The sequence below is a fragment of the Pseudomonas sp. SB113 genome (assembly GCF_040754745.1).
Classification (GTDB): domain Bacteria; phylum Pseudomonadota; class Gammaproteobacteria; order Pseudomonadales; family Pseudomonadaceae; genus Aquipseudomonas; species Aquipseudomonas grimontii.
The window spans coordinates 493,154-518,001 of record NZ_JBFMHW010000001.1; the positions used below are offsets into that span (position 1 = coordinate 493,154).

General features: G+C 60.7%; 24 protein-coding genes and 1 riboswitch. Of the genes, 11 read left to right on the top strand and 13 right to left on the bottom strand.

The annotated features are described in order from the left end of the window. Positions 1–103: 103 nt before the first annotated feature. Positions 104–1,744: a methyl-accepting chemotaxis protein gene (locus AB1462_RS02280; RefSeq protein WP_259192275.1), complete on the top strand. Its 1,641-nt coding sequence runs from the start codon at positions 104–106 to the stop codon at positions 1,742–1,744. A 64-nt stretch (positions 1,745–1,808) separates the two neighbouring features. Here the strand turns inward: AB1462_RS02280 and AB1462_RS02285 are convergent, their stop codons facing one another. Beyond that, positions 1,809–2,582 carry an OmpA family protein gene (locus tag AB1462_RS02285; RefSeq protein ID WP_367246086.1) on the bottom strand — a complete coding sequence of 258 codons (774 nt, stop codon included), beginning with the start codon at positions 2,580–2,582 and terminating at the stop codon, positions 1,809–1,811. Positions 2,583–2,798: 216 nt separating this feature from the next. Next, entirely contained in the window at positions 2,799–3,443 is a 645-nt protein-coding gene (locus AB1462_RS02290) for an MBL fold metallo-hydrolase (protein WP_259192277.1), read from the bottom strand. 144 nt (positions 3,444–3,587) lie between these two features. Here AB1462_RS02290 and AB1462_RS02295 point away from each other — a divergent pair, with 144 nt between their 5' ends. The 4 genes from AB1462_RS02295 to AB1462_RS02310 are packed head-to-tail and all read left to right on the top strand — an operon-like array spanning position 3,588 to position 7,033. After that, a complete protein-coding gene (locus AB1462_RS02295; protein ID WP_315336778.1) occupies positions 3,588–4,178 on the top strand; it encodes a paraquat-inducible protein A in 591 nt (196 codons plus the stop codon). Next, positions 4,175–4,819 (top strand): paraquat-inducible protein A, encoded by a 645-nt coding sequence (locus tag AB1462_RS02300; protein ID WP_259192281.1) that lies wholly within the window; start codon positions 4,175–4,177, stop codon positions 4,817–4,819. Before AB1462_RS02295 ends, AB1462_RS02300 begins: the two co-directional genes overlap by 4 nt. Then, a complete protein-coding gene (locus AB1462_RS02305) occupies positions 4,800–6,455 on the top strand; it encodes an MlaD family protein (RefSeq protein ID WP_315336781.1) in 1,656 nt (551 codons plus the stop codon). Before AB1462_RS02300 ends, AB1462_RS02305 begins: the two co-directional genes overlap by 20 nt. A 17-nt stretch (positions 6,456–6,472) precedes the next feature. Further along, complete coding sequence (locus AB1462_RS02310; protein WP_137211554.1) at positions 6,473–7,033, top strand: membrane integrity-associated transporter subunit PqiC; 561 nt, start codon at positions 6,473–6,475, stop codon at positions 7,031–7,033. Between the two features lie 12 nt (positions 7,034–7,045). Here AB1462_RS02310 and AB1462_RS02315 read toward each other — a convergent pair whose 3' ends face one another. The 5 genes from AB1462_RS02315 to AB1462_RS02335 form a co-directional block, all read right to left on the bottom strand. Beyond that, positions 7,046–9,775, bottom strand: a complete 2,730-nt coding sequence (locus tag AB1462_RS02315) for a LuxR C-terminal-related transcriptional regulator (protein WP_367246087.1) — start codon at positions 9,773–9,775, stop codon at positions 7,046–7,048. A 242-nt stretch (positions 9,776–10,017) separates the two neighbouring features. Then, on the bottom strand, positions 10,018–11,382 hold the full coding sequence (locus AB1462_RS02320) for a DUF1329 domain-containing protein (RefSeq protein ID WP_095183861.1): 1,365 nt from the start codon (positions 11,380–11,382) through the stop codon (positions 10,018–10,020). Positions 11,383–11,424: 42 nt separating this feature from the next. After that, positions 11,425–13,317 carry a DUF1302 domain-containing protein gene (locus tag AB1462_RS02325; protein ID WP_367246088.1) on the bottom strand — a complete coding sequence of 631 codons (1,893 nt, stop codon included), beginning with the start codon at positions 13,315–13,317 and terminating at the stop codon, positions 11,425–11,427. A gap of 330 nt (positions 13,318–13,647) precedes the next feature. Continuing rightward, a complete protein-coding gene (locus AB1462_RS02330; RefSeq protein ID WP_090409362.1) occupies positions 13,648–15,330 on the bottom strand; it encodes a fatty acid--CoA ligase in 1,683 nt (560 codons plus the stop codon). Between the two features lie 265 nt (positions 15,331–15,595). Then, positions 15,596–16,228: a LysE family transporter gene (locus AB1462_RS02335; RefSeq protein WP_223012944.1), complete on the bottom strand. Its 633-nt coding sequence runs from the start codon at positions 16,226–16,228 to the stop codon at positions 15,596–15,598. A gap of 84 nt (positions 16,229–16,312) precedes the next feature. On the opposite strand from AB1462_RS02335, the gene AB1462_RS02340 reads away from it, so the two are divergent. The 3 genes from AB1462_RS02340 (at position 16,313) to AB1462_RS02350 (ending at position 19,152) form a co-directional block, all read left to right on the top strand. Then, positions 16,313–17,278, top strand: a complete 966-nt coding sequence (locus AB1462_RS02340) for a 2-hydroxyacid dehydrogenase (RefSeq protein WP_259192296.1) — start codon at positions 16,313–16,315, stop codon at positions 17,276–17,278. A 30-nt stretch (positions 17,279–17,308) separates the two neighbouring features. Next, entirely contained in the window at positions 17,309–18,307 is a 999-nt protein-coding gene (locus tag AB1462_RS02345; protein WP_367246090.1) for a methyltransferase, read from the top strand. A gap of 51 nt (positions 18,308–18,358) precedes the next feature. Next, positions 18,359–18,478: riboswitch (yybP-ykoY riboswitch) on the top strand. Positions 18,479–18,567: 89 nt separating this feature from the next. Beyond that, a complete protein-coding gene (locus AB1462_RS02350) occupies positions 18,568–19,152 on the top strand; it encodes a TMEM165/GDT1 family protein (RefSeq protein WP_005784895.1) in 585 nt (194 codons plus the stop codon). Positions 19,153–19,294: 142 nt separating this feature from the next. On the opposite strand, the gene AB1462_RS02355 is transcribed toward AB1462_RS02350, so the two are convergent. The 4 genes from AB1462_RS02355 to AB1462_RS02370 all read right to left on the bottom strand — a co-directional run bounded on the left by AB1462_RS02355 (position 19,295) and on the right by AB1462_RS02370 (position 21,379). After that, the gene (locus AB1462_RS02355; protein WP_090409371.1) at positions 19,295–20,113 is read right to left on the bottom strand and encodes a M48 family metallopeptidase; all 819 of its coding nucleotides are present in this window, start codon (positions 20,111–20,113) and stop codon (positions 19,295–19,297) included. 153 nt (positions 20,114–20,266) lie between these two features. Beyond that, positions 20,267–20,887, bottom strand: coding sequence for an SOS response-associated peptidase (locus AB1462_RS02360; protein WP_090409374.1), 621 nt, complete (start codon positions 20,885–20,887; stop codon positions 20,267–20,269). 37 nt (positions 20,888–20,924) lie between these two features. Continuing rightward, on the bottom strand, positions 20,925–21,185 hold the full coding sequence (locus tag AB1462_RS02365) for a DUF2007 domain-containing protein (protein WP_027604786.1): 261 nt from the start codon (positions 21,183–21,185) through the stop codon (positions 20,925–20,927). 11 nt (positions 21,186–21,196) lie between these two features. After that, positions 21,197–21,379, bottom strand: a complete 183-nt coding sequence (locus AB1462_RS02370; protein ID WP_053131495.1) for a CPXCG motif-containing cysteine-rich protein — start codon at positions 21,377–21,379, stop codon at positions 21,197–21,199. Between the two features lie 133 nt (positions 21,380–21,512). Here AB1462_RS02370 and AB1462_RS02375 point away from each other — a divergent pair, with 133 nt between their 5' ends. Further along, a complete protein-coding gene (locus tag AB1462_RS02375; RefSeq protein WP_367246091.1) occupies positions 21,513–22,676 on the top strand; it encodes a 1-acyl-sn-glycerol-3-phosphate acyltransferase in 1,164 nt (387 codons plus the stop codon). 123 nt (positions 22,677–22,799) lie between these two features. Here AB1462_RS02375 and AB1462_RS02380 read toward each other — a convergent pair whose 3' ends face one another. Then, complete coding sequence (locus tag AB1462_RS02380; RefSeq protein WP_090409381.1) at positions 22,800–23,057, bottom strand: hypothetical protein; 258 nt, start codon at positions 23,055–23,057, stop codon at positions 22,800–22,802. Between the two features lie 183 nt (positions 23,058–23,240). Here AB1462_RS02380 and AB1462_RS02385 point away from each other — a divergent pair, with 183 nt between their 5' ends. Beyond that, positions 23,241–23,450, top strand: a complete 210-nt coding sequence (locus AB1462_RS02385) for a hypothetical protein (protein ID WP_090409383.1) — start codon at positions 23,241–23,243, stop codon at positions 23,448–23,450. 57 nt (positions 23,451–23,507) lie between these two features. Here the strand turns inward: AB1462_RS02385 and AB1462_RS02390 are convergent, their stop codons facing one another. Then, positions 23,508–24,095, bottom strand: coding sequence for a YajG family lipoprotein (locus AB1462_RS02390; RefSeq protein ID WP_053131509.1), 588 nt, complete (start codon positions 24,093–24,095; stop codon positions 23,508–23,510). A gap of 194 nt (positions 24,096–24,289) precedes the next feature. Between AB1462_RS02390 and AB1462_RS02395 the strand changes: the two genes are divergently transcribed. Then, positions 24,290–24,523: a hypothetical protein gene (locus AB1462_RS02395; protein ID WP_367246092.1), complete on the top strand. Its 234-nt coding sequence runs from the start codon at positions 24,290–24,292 to the stop codon at positions 24,521–24,523. Positions 24,524–24,848 lie beyond the last annotated feature (325 nt).

A 24,848-nucleotide genomic window follows, 5' to 3' on the forward strand; every position in this document is an offset into this window, starting at 1 on the left:
TCCTGTAAAACGCTGTCGATAGAGGTACGACAACTGCCGTCACCGCCGAGGTGCCGGCCCTCACTTCGTTGATGAATCCATCAGCATCTCCCAGGACGAACCGATGAGCTGGCTTAACGATGCAAAACTCTCAACCAAACTGATCACCTCCTTTTCACTCTGCGCCCTGATTACCCTGGGCGTGGGCGTGCTGGGTAGCCGGGGGGTATCTGCGCTGTCGGAAAGCCTCAGGTCGGTGTTCAACAACAACCTGGTCGCCATCGCCAACAGCGCTCAGACCAAGATCAAGGCCGTGGGGCAAAGTCGCGATCTGTATCGCCTGTATATCGCCCACGCCAGCGATGCATCCCAGTCGGTGAAAGACGAATTCATCGCCTCGATGAACGCCAATCGACTGGCAAGCGAGAAGGCATTTACCCTCTATCGCCAGCGCCCTCTGGCGGATGATGAGCGCGCAGCCGGCGATAAAATGGAGCGTGACTGGCCGGTGTATCAAGCCATGGTCCAGCAGTACATCGCGCTGCTGAATGCGCATGAGCTGGATAAGGCGCGAACGCTGCTGTTCGGTGACCTGCAAAAAAACTATCGCACCGTGATGGATGAACTGACCATCATGGTCGACTCCAATGATCGCCAGGTTGCAGAGAACGCAACGGATGCAACGGTGCAAGAATCTTTGGCGAAGAACACCCTGTACTCGGGCATTGTGCTGGCGTTTATTGCGGCGATTCTTTTGGGCCTGTTTATCAGCCGCCTGATCAGCCGCCCAATTGCCACGGCCGTGACCAGCGCACGACGCATTGCCGATGGCGACCTGACCCAGGCCATCGTCAGCACCAGCCGCGACGAAACCGGCCAACTGTTGAGCGCACTGGGCGATATGCAATCGAGCTTGAAGCAAACGATCCAGCAAATTGCCAGCGCCTCTGACCAATTGGCGTCTGCCGCAGAAGAACTCACAGCGGTTACCGATAACGGCAGCCGCAGCCTGGTTCGCCAGAACGACGAGATCCAGCAAGCCGCGACGGCGGTGACCGAGATGACCTCAGCGGTAGAAGAAGTGGCGCGTAATGCGGTGTCCACCTCCGAGGCTTCCCGCACCACCAGTGAACAGGCCACCAACGGCCGCGACCAGGCGCGCAAGGCTGTCAACGCGATCAACCACGCCACTGGCGAGATCGACACGTCGACCACCATGGTCAAGGACCTGGCCGGCCAGGTGCGTGATATCGGCAAGGTCTTGGACGTGATTCGGGGCATTGCCGAGCAGACCAACCTGCTGGCCCTCAATGCCGCCATCGAGGCTGCCAGGGCCGGGGAGCAAGGTCGCGGCTTTGCCGTGGTCGCGGATGAAGTACGCGCCCTCGCCGCCCGCACCCAGGCCTCGACCGGAGAGATCGAAAGCATGATCAATGCTGTGCAAAGCAGTGCCGACCAGGCCGTAGGCGCCATGGGCAAAAGCCAGGCATTGGTCAACGACACTCAGACCCTGGCCCAGGCCACGGGCGAGGCGCTGGAACAGATCGCCGAGGGAATTTCCCAGATCAACGAGCGCAACCTGGTGATCGCAACAGCCTCGGAAGAACAGGCCCATGTGGCGCGCGAAGTCGACCGCAACCTGGTGAATATCCAGGACCTGTCGACACAAACAGCAGCCGGCGCGCACCAGACCAATGCATCGACCCAAGAGTTGTCGAACCTCGCGACGTCTTTCAACACCCTCGTCAGCCGGTTCCACCTGTAAAATATCCGGCGACAAAAAGGGCGCCATGCATTGACTGCATGGCGCCCTTTTTAGTGGTCAGCGTTTATTGGTATTGCTGATACGGGTTGCCCTGGAACTGGTTGTTCTGCTGCGGCGCTTGTTGCTGCGCGCCAGGCTGGCCGTACTGCTGGCCGGGGATCGGGCCGAGGTTTACTTCTACGCGACGGTTCTGCGCACGACCGTTCACGTCGGCGTTGCTGGCAATCGGGTTATCCGGGCCGGCACCGCGCGCGCTGAGGTTCGCACCGTTGACGCCTTGGGAAGTCAGGTAGTTGGCCACGCTCTGGGCACGACGCTGGGACAGGTCCATGTTCAGTTGGCGGCTGCCGGTGCTGTCGGTGTAGCCGACGATCTGGATGGTGTTCTGGTTGAACTGCTTGAGGGAGTTGGCCAGGTTGTTCAGCGGCTGGTAGAAGCTGCTGGAGATCGCGTCCGAGTTGGTGGCGAACGTGATGTTACCCGGCATGATCAGCTTGATCTGGTCGCCCTGGCGCTGAACTTGAACCCCGGTATTGGCCATGCTCTCGCGCAGTTTCTTTTCCTGCTGGTCGGCGTAGTAGCCGTAACCCGCAGCGCCGGCACCCGCAACCACCGCACCGATCAGCGCGCCCTTGCCACGGTTGTTATGGTCGATGGCAGCACCCGCCAATGCACCGGCCAGGGCACCCAGGCCACCGTACTTGGCGGTCTTGCTCATACCGCTGGATTCATTATTCGCCTGTCCCTGGCTGCTGCCGTCATAAGGATTAGGTGAAGCGCAGCCGGACAACAGGGCTACGGCGGTAGCAACAACAAGCAGACGACGCGGAGTGAACATGAAGGGAGCTCCTACTTTTTGCATTCTGTGGTGCAAAGGACATTGGCAATGGACCCGTGCCGAGTTTGGAACGCGACAAACGGTAAAAATTCCGTGGGCGCGCCCCGAGCTGTAACAAAACGTTCGGGACTTGCGCTACGACAGAAACCGTAGCAGACACACGCTGAACGCGGCCTGAGTTTTTGCTACAGCGGATTGCCGTTTGAACACTTCCTTTCACGCCCGCACAAACGGGTTCTCACGCATCTCGTCACCCAGGCGCGTATCCGGGCCATGACCGGTCACCACCGTCGCGCCTTCGTCCAGCGTGTAGAGCCGCTGCTTGATCGAACGCACGATCGTCGCCTGGTCCCCACCCCACAAATCCGTACGCCCTACGCCGCGCCGAAACAGCGTGTCCCCGGCAATCAGCAGTTTGGCATCGGCAAACCAGAAGCTCATCGAACCTGGCGTGTGCCCCGGTGTATGCAGCGCAACACCGCATCCGCAGGCCAACGCCTCATCATCGGCCAGCCAGCGATCCGGCGACGGCACCGGGGTGTAGGGCACACCAAACATCTGGCACTGCATCTCCAGGTTGTCCCAGAGAAACTGGTCTTCCTTGTGCAGATGCAGGGTGGCACCGGTCTTTTCCTTCAATTGTCCCGAGGCCAGGAAGTGATCGAGATGGGCATGGGTGTGGATGATGCTCACCACTTTCAGGCCCAGCGCATCGAGACGTGCCAGGATCAACTCATGGTTGCCACCCGGGTCGACCACGATGGCCTTTTTGGTGATGGGGTCGCCAATGATCGTGCAGTTGCACTGCAAAGGGCCGACCGGGAAGGTTTCGCGGATCAGCGCGGCTTTTTCAATATTCATCGGTGCTCCTGCGGGCTCTATGGCATATTCCGCACAGTATGGTTGACGAGGCGCCAGACCTGAAGAGCAGCGACTGCTAAGCTTGCCAGCGCCATCGAAAAACAATCCAGGCCCCCACAAGCATGCCGCGTTGGAGCGAGCCCCATGGCGAATCAACTGATCATCTGCGAGCACTGCGATTGCGTTTACGAAAAAGTCACGCTCGCCAGACATCAAAAAGCCTTCTGTGTACGTTGCGCCGGGGTGCTCCAGCGCTACAACGGCCTGTCGGTGCAACAGCGCCTAGCCCTGACGCTGACGGCTGCGGTGCTGTGGACGTTCGCCAATTTCTATCCCGTGATGAGTATCAGCCTGCAAGGCCTGAAAAGCAGCGCCACGTTATGGGATTCGGTGGTAGCGCTGAGCCTGGGGCCGATCACGTTTATCGCGTTGGTGGCGGCCATTTCCATCATCATCGCGCCGGTGTTCCAGTTACTGCTACTGATGTGGGTCCTGAGTTTTGCCCTCAGGGGCAAACGCTCACCCGCATTCCGATTGTGTATGCGTTGGCTGGAGGCGCTCAGGCCCTGGAGCATGCTGGAGGTATGCCTGCTCGGTGCGATGGTGGCGGTGTTCAAGCTGGCCGGCATGCTTGATGTGATACCCGGCACCGGCCTGTTTGCCCTGGCCGTGCTCAGCCTGTTGCTGATCCGCATTGCCGGACGCGATGTGCGCGACCTGTGGGACAGCGTATGAACACACCGCCGACGGCCAGCGAGCTCGACCTGTGCCTCTGCCACAGCTGCGGATTGTCCTGTGACATGCGCACCGGGCCGACCGAATGCGAGCGCTGTGGCGCGTCCTTGCACCGGCGCAAGGTCAGCTCACTGACGCGCACCTGGGCCTACATGCTCACCGCACTGGCGTTCTATGTGCCGGCCAATCTGCTGCCGGTGATGAACACCACGATGTTCGGCTCGGGGGCGGACAGCACCATCATGAGCGGCGTGCTGGAATTCTGGCAGCATGGCGCGTGGGACATTGCGCTGATTATTTTCATCGCCAGCATCGCAGTGCCCGGCATCAAGTTTGTGTCCCTGACCCTGCTGCTGGTCACCGTGCAGCGCAATAGCCTGTGGGCACGCAAGGAACGGTCGAAGCTGTTCCGCTTCGTCGAGCTGATTGGCTACTGGTCCATGCTCGATGTCATCGTGGTCGCGCTGGTGGCCGCGCTGGTGAAGTTCCAGGCCCTGGGCACCATCGAGCCGCGCCTGGGCATCCTGTTTTTCGGTCTGGTGGTGGTGTTTACCATGCTGGCCGCCATGAGCTTCGATCCGAGGCTGATCTGGGAAACCCCACACAACAAGGAGACCGCGGATGACGTCACATCCCACTGACACCCCGCAAGCCCCAGGGTCGCCTGCGATCAAGACACGACGCTTCAGCGTTTCGCTGGTGTGGATCGTGCCGATCGTCGCGGTGCTGGTGGGGATTTCGCTGGTGGTACACAGCGTCCTCCAGCAGGGCCCGACCATCACTCTCAACTTCAAGACTGGCAGTGGCCTGACCGCGAATAAAACCGAGGTCAAGTACCGCAACGTGGTAATAGGCCAGGTGACCGATGTCGCCCTGAGTGACGACCAGAAAAGCGTCAACGCGACCGTTCAATTGGCCAAGCAGGCCGAAAGCTTCACCCGCGCCGACTCGCAGTTCTGGGTAGTGCGCCCGCGTATCGGCGCCGGCGGTGTATCCGGCATCGACACCCTGCTCTCCGGCGACTACATCGGTGCCGACATCGGCCAATCCGACACACGCGCCAAACACTTCAAAGGCCTGGAAAACCCGCCGCCCATCACCTACGGCGAACCGGGCAAGCGCTTCACGCTGCACACGCAGACCCTCGGTTCGCTGGATATCGGCTCACCGGTGTACTACCGCAAAATCGAGGTCGGCCAGGTGGTGGCCTACGAGCTGGACGCCGAAGGCAAGGGCATCAATGTCGAGGTATTCGTGCATGCACCGAATGATGCCTATGTCACCGAAAACACGCGTTTCTGGAACGCCAGCGGAATTGACCTGAGCGTAGGCGCCAATGGCTTCGCGCTGAAAACCGAATCGCTCTCGTCCATGCTGGTGGGTGGCATCGCCTTTCAGGCGCCGCCGTACAGCCCCAACGACAAACCAGCCGACGAAGCCCGTACCTTTGAGCTGTTCGACGACCAAGTCAGCGCCCTGGCCCCACCCAATGGCGAGGGGCAATACATGGCCCTGCGATTCGACCAGGCATTGCGCGGGCTCAAGGTCGGTGCGCCGGTGGAGTTCCTCGGCGTTGAATTTGGCAAAGTGGTGTCGATCAACCTGGACTACGACGCAAAAAAACGCAGCTTCCCGCTCAACGTCGGCATCGTGATCTACCCACAGTTGCTCGGGCAGGCCCACACCAAACTGCTCAAGGTCATGAACCATAACCCCAACGATGAGGCCGCCGGCGTTCGGCTGATCGGCTCGTTCATCGAAAATGGCCTGCGTGCCCAGGCGCGCAGTGGCAACCTGCTGACCGGCCAGCTATACATCGCGCTGGACTTCTACCCGAAAGCCGAGAAGGTCAAGTTTGACCCCAGCCTGCGCCCTGTCAGCATTCCAACCATTCCCGGTAACCTGGAGCAGCTACAGGAAAAACTCGAGAACATCGTCAACAAGATCAACCAACTGCCGATCGAACGCATTGCCGGCAACCTCGACAGCAACCTTGTCGAGCTGCGCAAAGGCCTGACCCAGTTCAACGCCAAAACCCTGCCCAGCGTTCAGAACACCCTGGCTGATGTGAGCAAGACGCTGCAATCGGCCAGTTCGACCCTGGCCGAGGATTCACCGCAGCGCGAACAGCTGACCCAGACCCTGGATGAACTGAGCCGCATGTCGCGCTCCCTGCGCGAGCTGTCGGACTACCTGGGCCGTCACCCGGAATCGCTGATTCGCGGACGCCCCGACAACGCCGCGCCCCTGGACCTGCAAGGACCTCCGCGCAAATGACCCCTGGAGCAAGCGCCATGACGTTTCCGTTGAAAATCACAGTGGTCGGCATGCTGCTGTTGCTGGCGGCGTGCAGCAGTACTCCGATTACCTTTCATACGCTGACACCGGCGCACTGGAATACGGCCACTGGGGCCGACGCGGGCAGCATCCGGATCGAAAGCATCACCGTTCCACCCCAGGTCGACCGACCGCAGATCGTGATTCGCCAGGGCGACAGCGGCGTGGCGATCCTGGAAACCCAGTGGTGGGCCGCGAGCCTCGCGGATGAGCTGAGGAGTGCGCTGGTGGACCAACTGGCCAATAGCAACCCTCGACAATCGATGTTGTTGCGTCTTGAAGTGCAGCGCTTTGACTCAGTACCCGGCCAGTACGCGCTGCTCGACGTCAAATGGCGCCTGCGCCCGGCCGGGGGCACCGAGCGCCCACCGCTGACCTGCCGGACCACGTTGCAGTCGCCCGCCGGGCCGAGCATCGACAACGTGGTGCTCGCCCATCAAAACAATCTCAAGCGCTTTGCCGCGCAGGTCAGCCAGGCGGTCGACAGGTCAACCGGCCAGTGCCCGACGGCACCGTAAACCGCCCGGCACTTACGCCAGCAAGCCCATCGCCTTGGCTCGGGCCACGGCCTGGGTGCGTCGCTCCACCCCGAGTTTGCTGTTGATGTGGCTGGCGTGGGTCTTGACGGTGTGCAGGGAGATAAACAGCTGGTTGCTGATTTCCTGGTTAGAACAGCCTTGGGCGATCAGTTGCAGGACCGCCAGCTCGCGCGTGCTCAGGGTTTCGTGGGTGGTCGTAACCTCGGGAGTCACCACCGCTGGGAGAAGTGCGAGCAGGCTCTGGTGCAGCGGACCTTGCGGGTCTTTGCCCAATTGCTCGCGCATCCAGTCCGGATACCCGTCCAACAAGCGCTGGAACGGCTGTAACGCCCCCCCGGCGCCCGCCTCAAACGCCTGGGCCAGTACCGGACGCGCCTTGGCATCCTGACCGCACTCCAGCAGCAACTGCGCCTGCTGGGTCAGCGCCATCAGGGCAATCATCTGGCGCCCGCAGTTGTGAGCCTGTTGCGCCAGTGCTTCGAGCCGCTCCAGCGCCGCCTGGGGTTGATGGCGGACGGCATCGAGGGCGGCTTGTTGCAGCCCGATATGTTGCGGCAAGTGCGGGTGGAATTCCGGTGCAGCGGCGGCCTGTTCGCCGTGGTAAGTCTGCCCCAGCCGCGTCAGCCAGGCATCCGCCAGGTCGGTGCGGCCTTGGGCCAGCCACAGTTCGCATTTGATCAGGGTAATCATCGCCAGGTAGTAGATCGGCGGCACATCCCAGATATGCATCAGGCGCTCGGCTTCGGCGAGTTCGGCGAAGGCTTTGGGAAAGTCATTGCGCCGCCCTTCGAAGCTGGCGATCACACAATGGCCGATCAGCACGCTGATGTCGCGACAGGCGCGCGCCTCGGCCAGGCCCGCGCGCAGGTGGGCGATGCCGGTTTCAGGCTGGTTGCGCACCAACAGCAAATAGCCTTCGTAGAGCGACAACCGCGCACGCACCGCATACAACCGCTGCGGTGCCAGGCCGTGCAGGCGTTGCAGGCCCTGGCGCACTTCATCGAGGGCGCGCAGGATTTCGCCACGTGCCTGCAGCACCCGTGCACGGTCGTAATGGGCCAGGGCTTCGAACAACGGGTTGCCGACGCGCTGCGCCAGTTCCAGGGATTCGCGGTTCAGGCCTCGGGCGCGCCACAAATCACCATCGGCGATGGCCAGGTTGGACAGGGTCGACAGGCACACCAGACGCTGGCCGTAACGCCGTTGCGGCAGGCTTTCCAACGCCTCGCTGCAATAGCGCTGAGTCAATTCACGATCCCCGCGGCCCCGGGCGATAATCCCGCTCAGCGCAAGCCACTGGGCCAGCATCGAGCGCTGTGCAGTGGCCGAGGGCGCCGGCAGGAAGCGACTGAGGTACGCGGATAATTCCTCCGCCGCATCCAGCTGGCAGGCCAACCCCAATGCCCAGCTGTACAGCACAATCAGGCGCGGCGTGCTAATCAGCAGGCTGTCGGGCAAGTCCATTTTCCAGCGCAGCAACATGCCGACATTCTGCTCGGCCAGCAGTTGTTCTTCGGACAGGTTCTGCACCAGGTTGGCCGCCACGTCGAGGTGCCCGGCGCGCAACGCCTGCTCCACCGCCTCGTCGATCAAGCCCTGGGCGTTGAACCAACGGCAAGCGCGCAGGTGCAGGCTGGCGGCCGGCAATACATTGCTGCTCGCGCGGCGGGTGCGCAGCAGGTCGGAGAACAAATGATGATAACGGTACCAGTGCCCCTGCTCGTCCAACGGCACCAGAAACACCTGGTGGGCTTGCAGGTAACGCAGGATCTCGGCGCTGTCATGGGCTTCGCGCACGGCATCGCACAACTCGCTGCAAAAACGGTCCTGGGGCGCAGTGTCGAACAGGAACGCCTGCACTTCGGGTGGCAGGCAGTCGATCACTTCTTCCAGCAGGTAGTCGCGGATCAGCCCTTCCCCACCGTGCAGGCTTTGCGGCAAGGCGCTTTCGTTGCCGGCTTCGGAAGCCGCCAGCAGCCAAAAGCGCAGGCCGGCCACCCAGCCTTCGCTGCGGCGGATCAGGTTGTCGAGGGCTTCACCACTCAAGGAACTGCTGTGGCGATCCAGCAACGCCTGGGATTCGGCATGGGTCAGGCGCAGGTCTTGCTCGTGCAACTCCAGCAAGTGCCGTGACAACCGCAAGCGCGCCAGATGCCAGTCCGGGCGCTGGCGGCTGGTGACCAGCACCACCAGGCCATCGGGCAGATGGTTGAGGAAAAATTGCAGGCAACGGTCCAGCACCGGTCCCTGGGCCAGATGGTAGTCATCCAGCACCAGCAATAATGGCGCACGGGTGGACAGGTGCACGGTCAGTTCATCGAGCAGGCCATCGAGCCATTCTTCAAACGCGAAGGGTTGGTGCCGCTGGCGCATTTTCAGCAAGCCCAGGGAGTGGGCGCCGAGTGCGGGGAAGTAATGCTGCAACCCTTCGAGCAGGCGCTCAAGAAAACGCCCCGGGTCGTTGTCCCGTGGGCTCAGGCCCAACCACAGGCTTTGCCAGTGAGCCGGCAGGCCCTGGCAGAACTCCACCGCCAATGAACTCTTGCCGAACCCAGCCGGTGCGCTGACCAACAGCAACCGCCCTTCCAGCCCGGCACTCAGCCGTTCACACAGGCGCGGGCGCGGCACGTAGCCGTCAGGCAGCGGAGGCCTGTAGAAGCGACCTTCCAGGGTCGGGATTACCCTACTGGCAGGCCCTTGGATTCGGGACAGATCAGTCATCGCCGGGCTCTTGTAGAAGGCTGTTGTCGGCATTGCAGATGTCCGCAGACTAGCGGTAAAAGCGGTGGGTTTGTAGATCTTTGCAACATTTGCCTGAAAAAGAACTGAGACAAGAAATATCGCCACAAACAAAAAGTGGGAGGGGGCTTGCTCCCGATAGAAGCGGATCAGTCAATACATGCGTTGACTGTCACACCGCTATCGGGAGCAAGCCCCCTCCCACATTGAGTCACTCGTGCAGCTTAGCGAACACCGTCCTGGCGCAGGGCCGCTGGGGTGAAGTCGCTGGTGGTGGCGGTGAAGCCGAAGTCATAGGCCTGTTTCTCTTCGTTCTTCATGCCCAGGGCCAGGTAGCGGCCGGACTGCAGGTCGTAGAGGGTTTCCAGGGCGTACCACGGCACTTGCTTGTCGTAGTAGTTCTCGGCATGGGCCTCGGCGACGCGCCACAGTTGACCACGACCGTCGTAGTGGTCGATCACCGCCGCTTGCCAGGTGTCTTCGTCGATGAAGAAATCACGCTTGGCATAGATGTGGCGCTGGCCTTCCTTCAAGGTCGCGACCACGTGCCAGACACGGCGCAGCTCGTAGCGTGTCAGGTCCTGGTTGATGTGGCCGGCCTTGATGATGTCGGCGTACTTGAGCTTCGGATCGTCGATCTTGTAACTGTTGGAGGCGATGTAGATTTCCTTCTTGCCTTCCAGTTTCCAGTCGTAGCGATCCGGCGCACCGTTGTACATGTCAAGGTTGTCGGAGGTCCGCAGGCCATCGGCGGCGGTACCTGGCCCGTCATAGGACACTTGCGGCGCCCGGCGCACACGGCGCTGGCCGGCGTTGTAGACCCACGCCGAACGCGGCTCCTTCACCTGGTCCAGGGTTTCGTGCACCAGCAGCACACCACCGGCCAGGCGTGCCGGCGCGGTCACTTGCTGCTTGAAGTAGAACAGCACGTTGCCCGGGTTCTTCGGGTCGAAGTCCTTCATCTTGTCGCGGAACACGAACTGGTCGCGGAAGTACACGAGGCTGTAGGAACCGTTGGTTTGCGGCGTGGCCTGGGTCACCAGACGGGTCACGCTGCCGCCGCGATAACGGGTGATGTGGTTCCAGATAACTTCCACACCGCTTTTCGGGATCGGGAACGGTACGGCGGTTTCAAAGTTTTCCAGGCCGTTGCCGCCCGACACCAGGTTGGTGGTGGTGGCGTTCTTCTTGATGGCCGCGAACACATCGGCCGGCACGGTAGCGCCGCGATGGGTCGGGTAGACCGGCATCTTGAAGGTTTCCGGGTAACGCTTGAACATCGCGTACTGCCCCGGCGCCAACTTGTCTTTGTACTGCTCGACGTTCTGCGCGGTGATGGTGAATTGCGGTTGTTCGCTGGCGTACGGGTTAGCCAGGAAACCACGGGCGTCGACGGCGCCGGCGTTGGTAGGCATAGGCGACCATTTAGGGATGGTGCCCGCTGCGTTACCGGCCATTTCCGCGCCCATCGGCGTCAGGGTCGTGCCCAGCTTGGCGGCTTCATCCGCCGACACCGCCGCCATGACGTTACTCGCCAGGATCGACAGCCCAAGCACACCGACGTGCAACAGACTTTTGGTTATTTTCATGTTCTGGTTCTTCCTGAAAACATACTGCTAATGAGAGTGTGCTTAGAAGTTCATGCCCGCGCTCAAGGCGATAAAATCACGATCGTCCACGGTGCTGAACTTGCCACCAAAGAAGTTGGTGTAGTTCAAGCCCACGGTGTAGGTGTTCTGGTACTCCGCATCCACACCCAAACTTACTGCCTTGCGACCTTCCTCGAAGTTGCCGCCAGGACCAGGCGAGTAACCTTTGACGTCATGGGACCATGCCACGCTCGGCTTGAGGTTTACACCGGCAAACATATCCGGGTACTCCCAAATAGCGCGTCCACGATAGCCCCATGAGGTGGCCGTGGTGAAACCATCGTTATCGCAATACTTGGATACATTGCTGGCGTCAGCACCCGGGCCAGCCCCACCGATAGTGGACGGGTTGAGGATTTGCGAGCAGGTATTACGGCCGCCGGTAGACGGTAAAGCGCCAGGCCCGAAGACAGGATCGCGGCCATAACGAACCTTGGACTTGCTCTCAAGCCCGCCCACATGCGTCACACCCACCTCGCCCACCAGAGTCAAGCGACTCGCACCCATCACCTGATCAAAAAAGTGCGTCAGTGTGGTCTGGAACTGAGTGATTTCCTTACGACGGTAACCATTCAAGTCCTGCCCCCTGGCACCGCTGAGTAAGGAGGCATTCGAAAATGTACCGCCCAAGTCTTTGACGCCGGCATAAAGGATGTCGGTTGTATTGAGCTGCACCGGCGCGTTAGGGCGATAGCTGAGTTCACCGCTCCAGGCAGTTCCCGTGGGCAATGTGGTCGAGAAGCTCAGACCGTACAGACGAATATCTTCAGGGTACTCGATAAAGTACTTGGAGTTACCGGCGATAAACACCGGCGCCAACGCGCCGAAGGCGGGTGCAATTGCATAAGCCGAGGCAGGAGCCGCGGTTGCGCTGAAGATCGGTGCACGACTGTGATAGTTCATGAAATAGGCGCCGAACTCGGTGTCCAGCGGCTCAAAGTTATAGTGCATGGCCACACCAAACTGGCCACTGTCGCGCGCATCCCGATCACCGCCTCGACGCACCAAGGTACCTTCTTCGTTGGTGTCCACGCCCCGAGCAGCAAACTGAGCGAGCGCCCCGCGACCCGGCGCGGTGGCCGCAATAGTCGAGCGCTTGGCCAGCAAACGCAGGTTATCGCTGCAACCGTCTGAAATCACATCCGGCTGGGAGAAGAACGTCCCGCAGTTATCGGTAACGGTCTGGTCCCACTCCAACTGGTAGAACGCTTCAGCCGACAGGTTATCGGTCAGCGTCTGCGAAACGTAGAACATGTTGACGGGAATCAAGCCTTCCTTGATTTCGGCCCCCGGGCGACGGAACGCAGACACGTCTATCGGGTTAATGGAGTTGATGCCGCCACCAATAAACGTACTTTCTCCCCAACTGACCACCTGTTTACCGAACCGCACGTTGCCCGGCTGATCAGCGATGGTGTAGTTGTGGTAGATAAATGCATCGAGGATCTGCCCGCCCGAGGACTTGGCGCCCTCTTTGCGGTTGTCATTGCTGACGTTTTTGAAGTCTAAGTCTTCGTTTTGCAGCGCGAAGTCATACCAGTACTTGCCCCGTACAAAGATGCCGGTATCGCCATATTTCAACTCAAGGTCATGGACCCCTTTGAAGATCTTCGAGAATGCATCGCCCTTGTCGAAGTTCAAGTGACCGTCATCGGAGGTTTGCGACAACCCCTTGCCACCGTTGTTGACCCCGATTAGGTCTTTATTTCGACCCGCCGTCGACCAGCTCGTCCCCACCGACAGGGAGGAGTCAAAACTACCTTCGATTTCACCGATATTGAAACTGACGCCGAATGCGGGCCCGGCGAGCGTAGAGGCGAGGCTGACGGCCAGGGGCAACTTTGCCCGGCGCCAGAACTGGTTTACTGAGGTCATCGACGCTACTCCATGTGCATTATTGTTATGGCAGTGAGTTCTGTCTGTGATGCTTGTAACGGCCGGAATACAACGATTCCAATGCCGCCTGGCAACTGAACCTCCATGGCCCGAAGCGACGCATCCTTGAAAAACTCTGGGTGGGACTATAGCCAGCAGGGGGTACCGCTTGATCCCTCTAAAGTGTGATTTGCATCACCAACCCGTCTGCCACAGCCCTTTCGCCATGTCGGCGAAGGCCGACGCGGCAAGGATGGCTGAAAATTGGCAAATCACAAGTGAAGGCGCGAGATAGAGCATCGCCGTGCCACGAAGGCACGGCAAATCAGCTCAGAGGGTGGACAGGAAGGTGCTGTTGTTGGCCTGCCATTCAATGATGTCAACGCGGATACGTTTTTTGTCGAGCTTGCCGACGCTGGTCTTGGGAATTTCCGTAACAACGGCGATCTGGCTCGGGATCGCCCACTTGCTCAAATGGCCCAATTCGACAAAAGGCTTGAGGTGCTCCTTGAGCTCGCGGGCCCCAATCTCATGACCATCACGCACCACCAGCAACGCAAATGGGCGTTCGCCCCACTGCGGGTCGGCGATGCCCACCACCGCTACTTCGCGTACCGCCGGGTGACGGCTGACCAGGTCTTCGAGGGCCAGGGAGGAGATCCATTCGCCACCGGTCTTGATCACGTCCTTGATGCGGTCGCGAATATCGATCACGCCAAATGCATCGAGGGTGGCCACGTCGCCCGTGTGCATCCAGCCACCCGCCCACAGCTCGGCGCCCTTCTGCGGTTCGTTGTAATAACCCTCGGTCAGCCACGGCGCGCGCAGCACCAACTCGCCCTGAGACTCGCCGTCGGCGGGCAGGAAGTTACCCTCGGTGTCCATGATCGCCGCTTCCACCAATGGCCCAGGCACACCGGCCTTGATGCGGTAGGTGATGCGCTCGTCCTCGGTGCCGGCCATCAGTTCTTCGTTGAGGTGGGCGCAGGACACCAGCGGGCCCGTCTCGGACATGCCGTACGCGGCGGTCAGTTGAATCCCACGCGCCTTCGCCGCCTCATACAGCGTACGGTTGAGGGCGCTGCCGCCGATGACGATTTTCCAGCCGCCAAAATCCACGCCCTGGGCGGCCTTGGCGTTGAGCACCATTTGCAAAATGGTCGGCACGCAGTGGGAAAAGGTGACCTTCTCCTTGCGCCACAGCTCCACCAGGTATTCGGGGTCGTAGCGACCGGGGTAGACCTGTTTGAGACCGAGCATGGTCGCCACATACGGCAAGCCCCACGCATGCACGTGGAACATCGGCGTGATCGGCATGTACACGTCGTTGGTGCCCAGCAGGCGCACGCTGTCGACGCTGCCCATGATGGTCGCCACGCCGATGGTGTGCAGCACCAGTTGGCGATGGGTGAAGTACACGCCTTTCGGGTTACCGGTGGTGCCGGTGGTGTAGAAGGTAGTGGCGACGGAATTTTCGTCGAAATCCTGGAAGTCGTACTTCGGGCTGGCAGCGGCCAGCAGGGTTTCATACTCACCCACCAGGTTGGGCAACTCGGCGGTCTTGGCTTCGCCGTCGGTGAGCAGCAGGGTCTTTTCGACGGTGGTGAGGTGCCCGGCGATGGCCTGGTAAAGCCCCACAAACTCGCTGTTGACCAGCACGAAGCGGTCCTCGGCGTGGTTCATGGTGTAGAGAATCTGTTCCGGCGACAGGCGCACGTTGATGGTGTGGATTACCGCGCCGATCATCGGAATGGCGAACATGCATTCCAGGTAACGATGACTGTCCCAGTCCATCACCGCCACGGTATCACCGGCCTTGACCCCGGCTTCGCTGAGCACGTTAGCCAGGCGCGCGACCCGCTCGATCAGGGTCGGGTAGGTGTAGCGCAGTTTGTCGCGGTAGACAATTTCCCGGGTCTTCTCGTAGCGGGTTCCGGACATCAACAGGCGCTTGATCAACAACGGATATTGGTACGCACCTTCAGCGGGCGGAATAACACGGGTCTGCAACATACGAATCCCTTTTATGACTGCACGGTCTTGGCTTGAAGACCTGCACTGTAGAGAGGTTATGTTTCAGCTAAATCAGCCAAAGGAATGATTTGCGGAGGCTGGGAAATGCTAGCTTTACGCCACCACCCAGGAGCGATAGAAGTCAAATGTGGGAGGGGGCTTGCTCCCGATGGCGGTGGATCAGTCACTGCATGTGTCGACTGAAACATCGCCATCGGGAGCAAGCCCCCTTCCACACTGGATTGTGTTTACTTGAGAACAGCGTTTATTTCGCGCTGGTAAACGCCAGTTTCACGCCGATGGCAATCAACACCGCCCCCATGGTCCGATCAAACCAATGCCCCATCCGCGCAAAGCCTGCGCGTACGCGCTGCTGGCTGAACAGCATCGCCACCAGGCAGAACCACAACGCCGTCGCCACCGCCAAGTACACGCCGTAACCGGCCTGAATCGCCAGCGGCGTGTGCGGGTTGATCACTACGGTGAACAGCGACAGGAAGAACAACGTTGCCTTGGGATTCAAGCCGTTCGTTACGAAGCCTGCGGTAAACGCACCGCGCGGGGTGCGCTCGCCCGCTTCGCGGTGCAACTCGCCCTCGGCGACAGGCTTGGCCGGTTGCGCGCGCAGGGCCTTGAAGCCGATATACAGCAGGTAGGCGGCCGCCGCCCATTTCAGTGCGTTGAACAATACGATGGACTGGGACACGATCAGGCCGATGCCGAGCAACGAATAACCCACATGCAGGAAAATCGCCGAGCCCACGCCCAGCGCGGTCCACGTCCCGGCGCGACGGCCGTGGGTCACACTTTCGCGCACCACCACCGCGAAATCCGGGCCGGGACTGGCCACCGCCAACAGGTGAATCAGGGCTACGGTCAAAAACTCGGCGGCGTACATACTCACTCCATTAAGTAACGGATTATTTCATCTGATAGGCTCGGCAGATTACGCCTTCGAACCCTGTCGCAAAAGGTACAGTTGATGACGAACAATCGCCGCGCCGTCTTCCTTGATCACCCGTCCCTGGATCTGGGCGACCTCGATCTCAGCGAGTTGCGAGACAGTTTCAGCGACTTGCAGTTGTTGACAGGCACCACGCCGCAGAATGTGGTCGAGCGCCTGCAAGGCGCGCAGGTGGCGATCAGTAACAAAATCCCGCTCAACAGCGAGACCCTGGCGGCCTGCCCGGAACTCAAGCTGATCCTGGTATCGGCCACCGGCACCAACAACGTTGACCTGGAGGCCGCCCGCGCCCATGGCATCACCGTGAGCAACTGCCAGGGCTACGGCACGCCCTCGGTGGCGCAGCACACGATCATGCTGTTGCTCAACCTGGCGACGCGCCTGAAGGACTATCAACGCGATGTGAGCGCCGGCAAATGGCAAGAGGCCAAGCAGTTCTGCCTGCTGGACCACCCGATTGTCGAGCTGGAAGGCAAAACCCTCGGCCTGCTGGGCCATGGCGAATTGGGCAGTGCTGTGGCGCGCCTGGCCGAAGCCTTCGGGATGCGCGTGCTACTCGGCGCGATTCCCGGGCGCCCCGCCCGTGCCGACCGCGTGCCGCTGGATGAATTGCTCGCGCAGGTGGACGCACTGACCTTGCACTGCCCGCTCAATGAACACACCCGCGACTTTATCGGCGCCCGTGAACTGGCGCTGCTCAAGCCCGGCGCGTTCATCGTCAACACCGCGCGCGGTGGTTTGATCAACGAACAGGCCCTGGCTGACGCGTTGCGCGGCGGCCACCTGGGCGGCGCAGCGACCGACGTGCTGAGTGTTGAGCCACCGGTCAATGGCAACCCGCTGCTGGCCGGCGATATTCCTCGACTGATCGTCACCCCGCACAATGCCTGGGGCAGTCGCGAAGCGCGGCAGCGTATCGTCGGCCAACTGGCGGAAAACGCACGGGGCTTTTTCTGCGGCGCCCCGCTGCGCGTCGTCAGTTGATAAACTGCGCCCCTTTTCAAGGAGCAGACCATGGATCCGCGCAGTGAAGTACTGCTTCGTCAGGCCGAACTTTTTCAAGGCAACCTGCTGCTGGTGGGCTTGCCCGCCGACGACCTGCTGGGCCGCCTGCCCAACGCCCACGGCTGGTGCTGGCATGCCGGCGACCAGGCGGCGCTCGACGCACGCTTCCCGGAGCGCAGCCAATTCGGCGTGAACGTGCCCGAGCGCGCGTTTGATGCAGCGGTGATCTTCCTGCCCAAGTCCAAGGACCTCACCGATTACCTGCTCAACGCCGTGGCCGCGCGCCTGCCTGGCGCCGAGCTGTTTCTGGTGGGGGAGAAAAAAGGCGGTATCGAAAGCGCCGCCAAGCAGATGGCCCCCTTCGGCAAACCGCGCAAGCTCGACAACGCGCGGCATTGCCAGCTGTGGCAGATCACCGTGGCCAACGCCCCGCAAGCGGTCGAGCTGGAGAGCCTGGCGCAGGTGTTCGACGTACCGCTGGCCGAAGGGCCGCTCAAGGTGGTGAGCCTGCCGGGTGTATTCAGCCACGGCCGCCTGGATCGCGGCACCGAGCTGTTGCTGGAGCACCTGGACAAACTGCCGAGCGGTCATTTGCTGGACTTCGGTTGCGGCGCCGGTGTGTTGGGCGCGGCGGTCAAACGTCGCTACCCGCACAACACCGTAACGATGCTGGATGTGGACGCCTTCGCCGCCGCCAGCAGTCGCTTGACCCTGGCCGCCAACGGGCTGGAAGCCGAGGTGCTGACCGGTGATGGCATCGACGCCGCGCCGATGGGTTTGAACGCGATTTTGAGCAACCCGCCGTTCCATGTCGGGGTGCATACCGATTATTTCGCCACCGAGAACTTGCTGCGAAAAGCGGCGAAACACCTGGCAAAAGGTGGCGAACTGCGCCTGGTCGCCAACAGTTTCCTGAAGTACCAGCCGTTGATCGAAGAGCATTTGGGCGTGTGTGCAATCAAGGCCGAAGGCAATGGTTTTCGCATCTACCGTGCCAAGCGCGGTTGACGGGCGTTTGAAAAAGAAGGCTTGCCGAATGGATTTTGCCTAGGCAGAATCCGCTCCGTCCTAGGGGAGTAGTCTCCCACGAGCGCCACGCTCGTCCGGCATACGTCAACATACTTGGTCAACAGGCCATGGCGTATGCGACCCAGGAGTCCGCACAGACGGACCGGGGTTTGACAAGACCTATGACACGCACACCTTACCCGGGGCGGGAAGGCTGTACGTGTCATAGCCGTGTCGACCCGCCCCTGGAAACCTACCTGATGCTGGATTCATTGCTTGTTCCTACCGCAATCGTTGCCTTGGCCGAAATCGGCGACAAGACGCAACTGCTCGCACTTATCCTTGCCGCGCGCTTTCGCAAGCCCTGGCCGATCATCGCCGGCATCGTTGCCGCGACCCTGGCCAACCATGCGGCGGCCGGTGCCGTGGGGGCGTGGTTCGGAAGTTTCTTCTCGGATGCGGTATTGCACTGGATTCTCGCGGCCAGCTTCTGCGCCACCGCGCTGTGGACCCTGGTGCCAGACAAACTCGACGATGACGAAGCCAGCACCACCCGCAAGTTCGGGCCGTTCCTGACCACGTTGATTGCATTCTTCCTGGCGGAAATCGGTGACAAGACCCAGATCGCCACGGTGATGCTCGCGGCGCAATACCCGGAACTGTGGCTGGTGATTATCGGCACCACCCTGGGCATGTTGATTGCTAACGTACCGGTGGTATTGGCGGGGAATTTTGCGGCGGAGAAACTGCCGCTGACGTTGATTCGTCGACTGGCGGCTACGGCGTTTTTTGTCCTGGCGATTGTGGCGGTGTACAAGGCCATGCAGAGCAGCGGCTGGATCTAGGGATCCAAGCCTGCAAACCCAATCCAATGTGGGAGGGGGCTTGCTCCCGATAGCGGTGGATCAGCTAATGAATATTTGGCTGAGAGACCGCCATCGGGAGCAAGCCCCCTCCCACATTTAGATCTTCACATGACCTGGATTGTCAGGACTTCTTAGCCTTCTGGTAGAGCGGCATCACCTTCGGAATCGCCGCCTGCAACGAGGCGATCCGGCTGTCGGAGGCCGGGTGAGTGCTCATGAATTCCGGTGGCGCGCCTTCGGAAGCCTTGGCCATCTTGTTCCACAGCGTGATGGCCGCGTTCGGGTTGTAGCCGGCGCGGGCCGCCAGTTCCAGGCCGATCAGGTCCGCTTCGTTTTCATTGCTGCGGCTGTTGGGCAAGGTCATGCCGTAGTTGGCCACGGTATCGGCCAGCGCCAGGCTGTCCTGGCCCAGGCCGAACAACGCACCGGCGCCCTGCTTGGCCATCTCGATGCCGTAGGCCTTGGACATGGCTTCGCGGCCGTGCTCACGCAATGCGTGGGCAATTTCATGGCCCATCACGGCGGCCAGTTCATCATCGGTGAGCTTGAGGTTGTCGATCAACGCGCTGTACACGAAGATCTTGCCGCCAGGCCCGCAATTGGCGTTCATCTCATCGCTTTTGATCAGGTTCACTTCCCACTTCCACTGCGCCGCATCCGGGCGGAAGGTGGGCGCCTGGGCGATCAGGCGATTGGCGATAGCCTGCACGCGCTTGGCATTGGCGCTGGTCTTGTCCAACTGACCTTTGCTACTGGCTTCGCCCAAGGTCTGCTGATAAGACTGGGCGTACATCTGGTCGACTTCCTGGCTCGACAGCATGCTGAACATATATTGCTTGCGCTCAACCCCAACGGCGCCGCCGCTGGTGGTGTTGACCGACTGACATCCGGCCAGCAATACGCCTGCTGCCAATACACTTACAGCCAATGATTTCTTCATCAATACACTCTCCCTGAAAAGACGCCCTGAAAACATGGCGCGTATCGTAGGCGCTCATTTGTATCAGCGCTAGATACACCAGACGTGTAACCGCTGATTTTCAGACACATCCCACAGCACTCGACAACGGCGCTTGACCAATCAGTTCAAGGCTCAAGCCGGGGTCAGGCACTCCGGCCCGTTGAGCTTGGGATCATTGACCATGTTGGCCAGAACCCGCTCGCGCAACGCGACCGGCTCACTGGCCAGCAAACCTTGCAACACATGCAAGGGCGTCTCGGGATCGAGCCAGGCGGCCTGCCCCGCCGCGTCCAGAATCAACGGCCGGCGCTGACTCTGGGCGGCCTGGGTCACTACCGCCGTGCTCAGCCACACCTGCTCCTGCACGGGGTACGCCTCCCAGATCGCTGCAAAAAACAGGGTAGAGCCCTCCCCCGGTGTCAACCAGTACGGGCGTTTGCGCTGGGTGCCGCGCCATTCGTAGAAACCGTTGGCCGGCAGCAGGCAACGGCGCTGGCGAAACGCTTCGCGAAACATCGGTTGCTCGGCCAGGGTTTCGGCACGGGCATGGGCCGGAGTGCGTGAAAGGTCCGTCAGCCAGGGCGGCGTCAGGCCCCAGCGAGCGCGGGCCAGGGTGCGCTGGCCGTCGCTCTGGCGCTGGATGAGCACCGAATCATTCGGGGAGATGTTCCACTGGGCCTGCTGGTCGGGCGGGAAGCCCGGCAAGGCAGCAAAGGTGGGGTTCCAGCGAAACAGGGCATAACGTCCACACATGGGGCAACACGACTCTTGGGGTAAACCGACCGACAGCCTAACAGACCAATACGTCGGGGAAGCTGTCGGGTTCATCACCGGGCAGGGGTTGCGCACCGATATAGGCGGTAATCAACTCGCGGGCTTCAGCCGCCCGGTCGTTATCCACTTCCAGCCCCAGCAGGCCAAAGATCGGCAACTCCCCCGTGCCGCCGAGCAGATGGCGCCCTACCAGGTGCGCTTCAATGCCCTCGCTGGCGAGCATTTGCTGCAACAGCTCGCCTTCCATCAGGTTTTCCGGTTCGTAGATTCGCTGCATGGGCGTACCTGTCATTCGTTTTCACTGCGGGTTTCGAGCATCCACTCTTCACCATGGACCTGCAGGTTGAAAATGATCGGTCGGCAACACACCTGACAGTCCTCTATGTAGGTCTGGTCACCGCCGGATAAATCCACCGAGGTCTCTACCGCTTCACCACAATAAGGACAATCGTACAGCGCAGTTTCCAGCATCGCAGTCTCCCAAGTGACTTGTGCGTATAATCGCCGGTCTATTTACAGGGCTATTTTCCGGCCGGGCCAATTACCCGGACCGCACCCTGGTATTTCCTCTACTTACCCTAGCCGTTTCTAACAAGAGAGCATGATGGGCGAATTCGATACCATCCGACCTTACAACGACAGCGAAGTCCCGGCAGTGCTGGCCCGGCTGTTCAGTGACAAGGCCTTTCTGGACATCCTGACCCACTTTCGCTTCCCGCGCTTTGCCGGCGCCCTGGGCTGGCTGCTCAAGCCGATGATCGCGCGCAAATTGCGCCGTGAGTTCGCCGGTGTCACCACCGTGGCCACGCTGCAGGACAAAGTCGAGTATTACGTCGACCATACCATTGACCGGGCGACCGACGGCGTTACCTATACCGGCGTGGAACAGCTCAAATCGGGCACCGCCTATGTGTTTTTAGCCAACCATCGCGACATCGTGATGGACCCGGCCTTCGTCAACTATGCCGTGTACCACGCCGGCCTGCCGACGCCACGCATCGCCATCGGCGACAACCTGCTGCAAAAGCCGTTTGTCAGCGACCTGATGCGCCTGAACAAGAGCTTCATCGTGCACCGCTCGATCACCGGGCGAAAGGAAAAAATGGCGGCGTTCAACCTGCTGTCGGCCTACATCAACCATTCGATCCGCAACGACTGCCAGTCGATCTGGATCGCCCAGGCCGAAGGCCGCGCCAAGGATGGGGATGACCGCACCGAGTCGGCGATCCTCAAGATGTTCCATGTCAGCCGCAAGGACGAGCCGTTTGCCGAGGTGATCCAGTCCCTGAACCTGACGCCGGTGTCCATCAGCTACGAGTACGACCCGTGCGATGCAGCCAAGGCCCGCGAGTTGTATATCCGCGCCACCACCGGCACCTACGTCAAGGCGCAGGGCGAAGATGACGTGAGCATTGCCCTGGGCATCACCGGCTACAAAGGCCGCGTACATATCAACTTCGCGCCGCCGATTACCGAGCGTTTCGAAGACACCAAAGTGCTGGCCGTGGAAATGGATCGGCAGATTCTCGGCGGCTACCGGCTGTTCCCGGTGCACTACCTGGCGTACGCCCAGTGGAGCGATGCCGACCCGCAGTTGCAGGTGCCGAAGGCGGCCGACATGTTCCCGGCCGATGAACTGGCCAAGGCGAAGGCTGAGTGGGAGCGACGCTTGAACGAGTGCCCACCCGAGCATCGGCCGTTCCTGGTGGTGCAATATGCGACGCCGGTGCGCAATCAGTACCGGGTCAAGGCTGGTATCCCGCTGTAAACACCGATCAAAAAAATGTGGGAGGGGGCTTGCTCCCGATGACAGTGTGTCAGTCGACATCTTAATTGACTGATACACCGCTATCGGGGGCAAGCCCCCTCCCACATTTGCTTTGCAGTGTTCTTAAAGATGAGTGCTGATCCAAGAAATCAGCAGCGCCAGCCCAAGGCAGGCGAACCCGATGCGGTAAGCCACACGATTTGCCCGCTCGGCGCGCACATCCAGGAACAGCATGGGCTGGTCGATCGCGCGCTCTTCACTTTGCGCAGCCAGGTCAGCCATGGCGCGTTGCTCGCGCAGGCGGGTGATGAACAGCAGCGCTGCACCTGGGCAGGCCACCAATAAAGCCACGGCATTAATCAATAGTGCGGGAAGCGCCATCGCAGACCTCAATAAAACAGTGTTGTGGTATCGATTCAGATACAAACCTGAACGATAGTGGCCTCCGGCGCTTGAAATGCTCCCTCCCCCATTGACGGCTAATGTATCCAGTAATTTACGGCGTCACCTGAACGTCACCTTAACAAGCCACTCTGTTGCCCTTCGAACATTCAGGAGCTTGTCATGCTGCACGCGCACAACCAGGATCGGCTGTATCTGATAGCCCCAAGCGATGAGCAGGAAGCGCTGATCGGCGGCCTCGCGTTCAACGTGCAGGACCGCCACTGGTTGGTGTATTGCGCCCTTGGCGGGCACCAGCATGCGGACTTGCCGGAGGCCGATCTGTTGACGGGGGTGAGCATGCTGGACTTTTGTATCGACACCGCGGCGTGAAACTGAAGGCATAAAAAAACCGGGCTCATCGCTGAGCCCGTTTTTTTGTTTGAGCGGTTACTGCGAGCTGAGCAATGAACCGATGCTTGGATCCTTGAACAGGCGGGTCAAGGCGTCACTCAGGACGTCGCTGACCAGCTTGGTGTTGGTTTCCTGGTTCGGCGACATGCCAAAGCGCTGGTTCAGCGACGCACCGTAACGGCCGCTGTAGCGACGGGTACCGGCGGTGACGTCGGACTTGAACGTTGCGCCGATGGCCGCTTCAGTCACATACAGGCCTTCTTTGGGCGACTGGTACTTCAGCTCAGCCAAGGTGATGGTCAACTGGGGAGCGCCTGGGGCGTTGGGGCTCGGGGTGAAGCCCAACAGGCGCACGGCCGCTTCAGCCTGCGCTTGCAGCTTGGGCAGCACGTCCTGGCCGGTCACCGAGATGAGCGCGGTCTCCGGATACAGGCCGCCGCGAGAGCCCAGGGTCGGCGACGGACGACCGTCCACCACACGCACCGACACCGGCTGACCGTGACCCACCGGGGCCAACTGCGTGGTGAGTTTCGGTTGCGGGCTGAGTTGTTGCGGGCTGTTGGCGCAGCCAACCAGGGTCAAACTGGTCACAGTGATCAAACCGAACAACAGGCGTTGCAACATGCGCTTCTCTCCAGAAATCAGGTACCGACAGGCCGGCAGTATAGCGGGGCGCCACTGCAGTGAACTAGCGTCAGTTACAAGCTATGACCCAGCGCCGCCGCTGCGGTTCGATGTAACCCAGATGTCACAGGCCTTACATGGGCTCGTCATCCCGGGCTGGCATGCTTGGTCTCAATCTCAGGAGGTTGATCACCATGCATTTTCTCTGGTCGCTGTTTACGCGCAAGCCCGCCCTTCGCCAGTTTGCCCTGCTCGATGCGCAAGGCCGCTGCCAGGCGTTCAAAGAGTGCAGCCAGCCTCCCGTCGGCGACGGCTGGGTGGAAATCGAAGAAATTCGCCTGAGCTGGATGCATCGTCCGTTGCCGGCCCGCGCCCGTGTAAGCCCACGCCCTGCGCGGTCGCCCCGTCACCAGCCGTTGGCCGCCTGACCAAACGCCTAATAAAAGTCATAAAACACGCCCATTTCTCCGGCGTTCTTCGCTACAATCTCCCCCCGATTATAAGGACGTCTCCTGATCGGGCCTCGCAGCATCGTTAATGCCTCGGTATTAACCCCAAGAATCGCCCACAGAGAGCCGCCCACACAGATCGAGTGAAGCTGGCGCGCTTGCTGTTTCCTTTGCAAACCACCCGTCTTTACCGAATCTGCCAGAGCTGCCATTGCGCTCGGCCACTTGAGTTGTTTGCCCGTTTTGCCGCATGTCGGCAGAAGTTTGCGGGCCAGGTGCCAGGCTGGGGCAGCCCTTTTTTGAG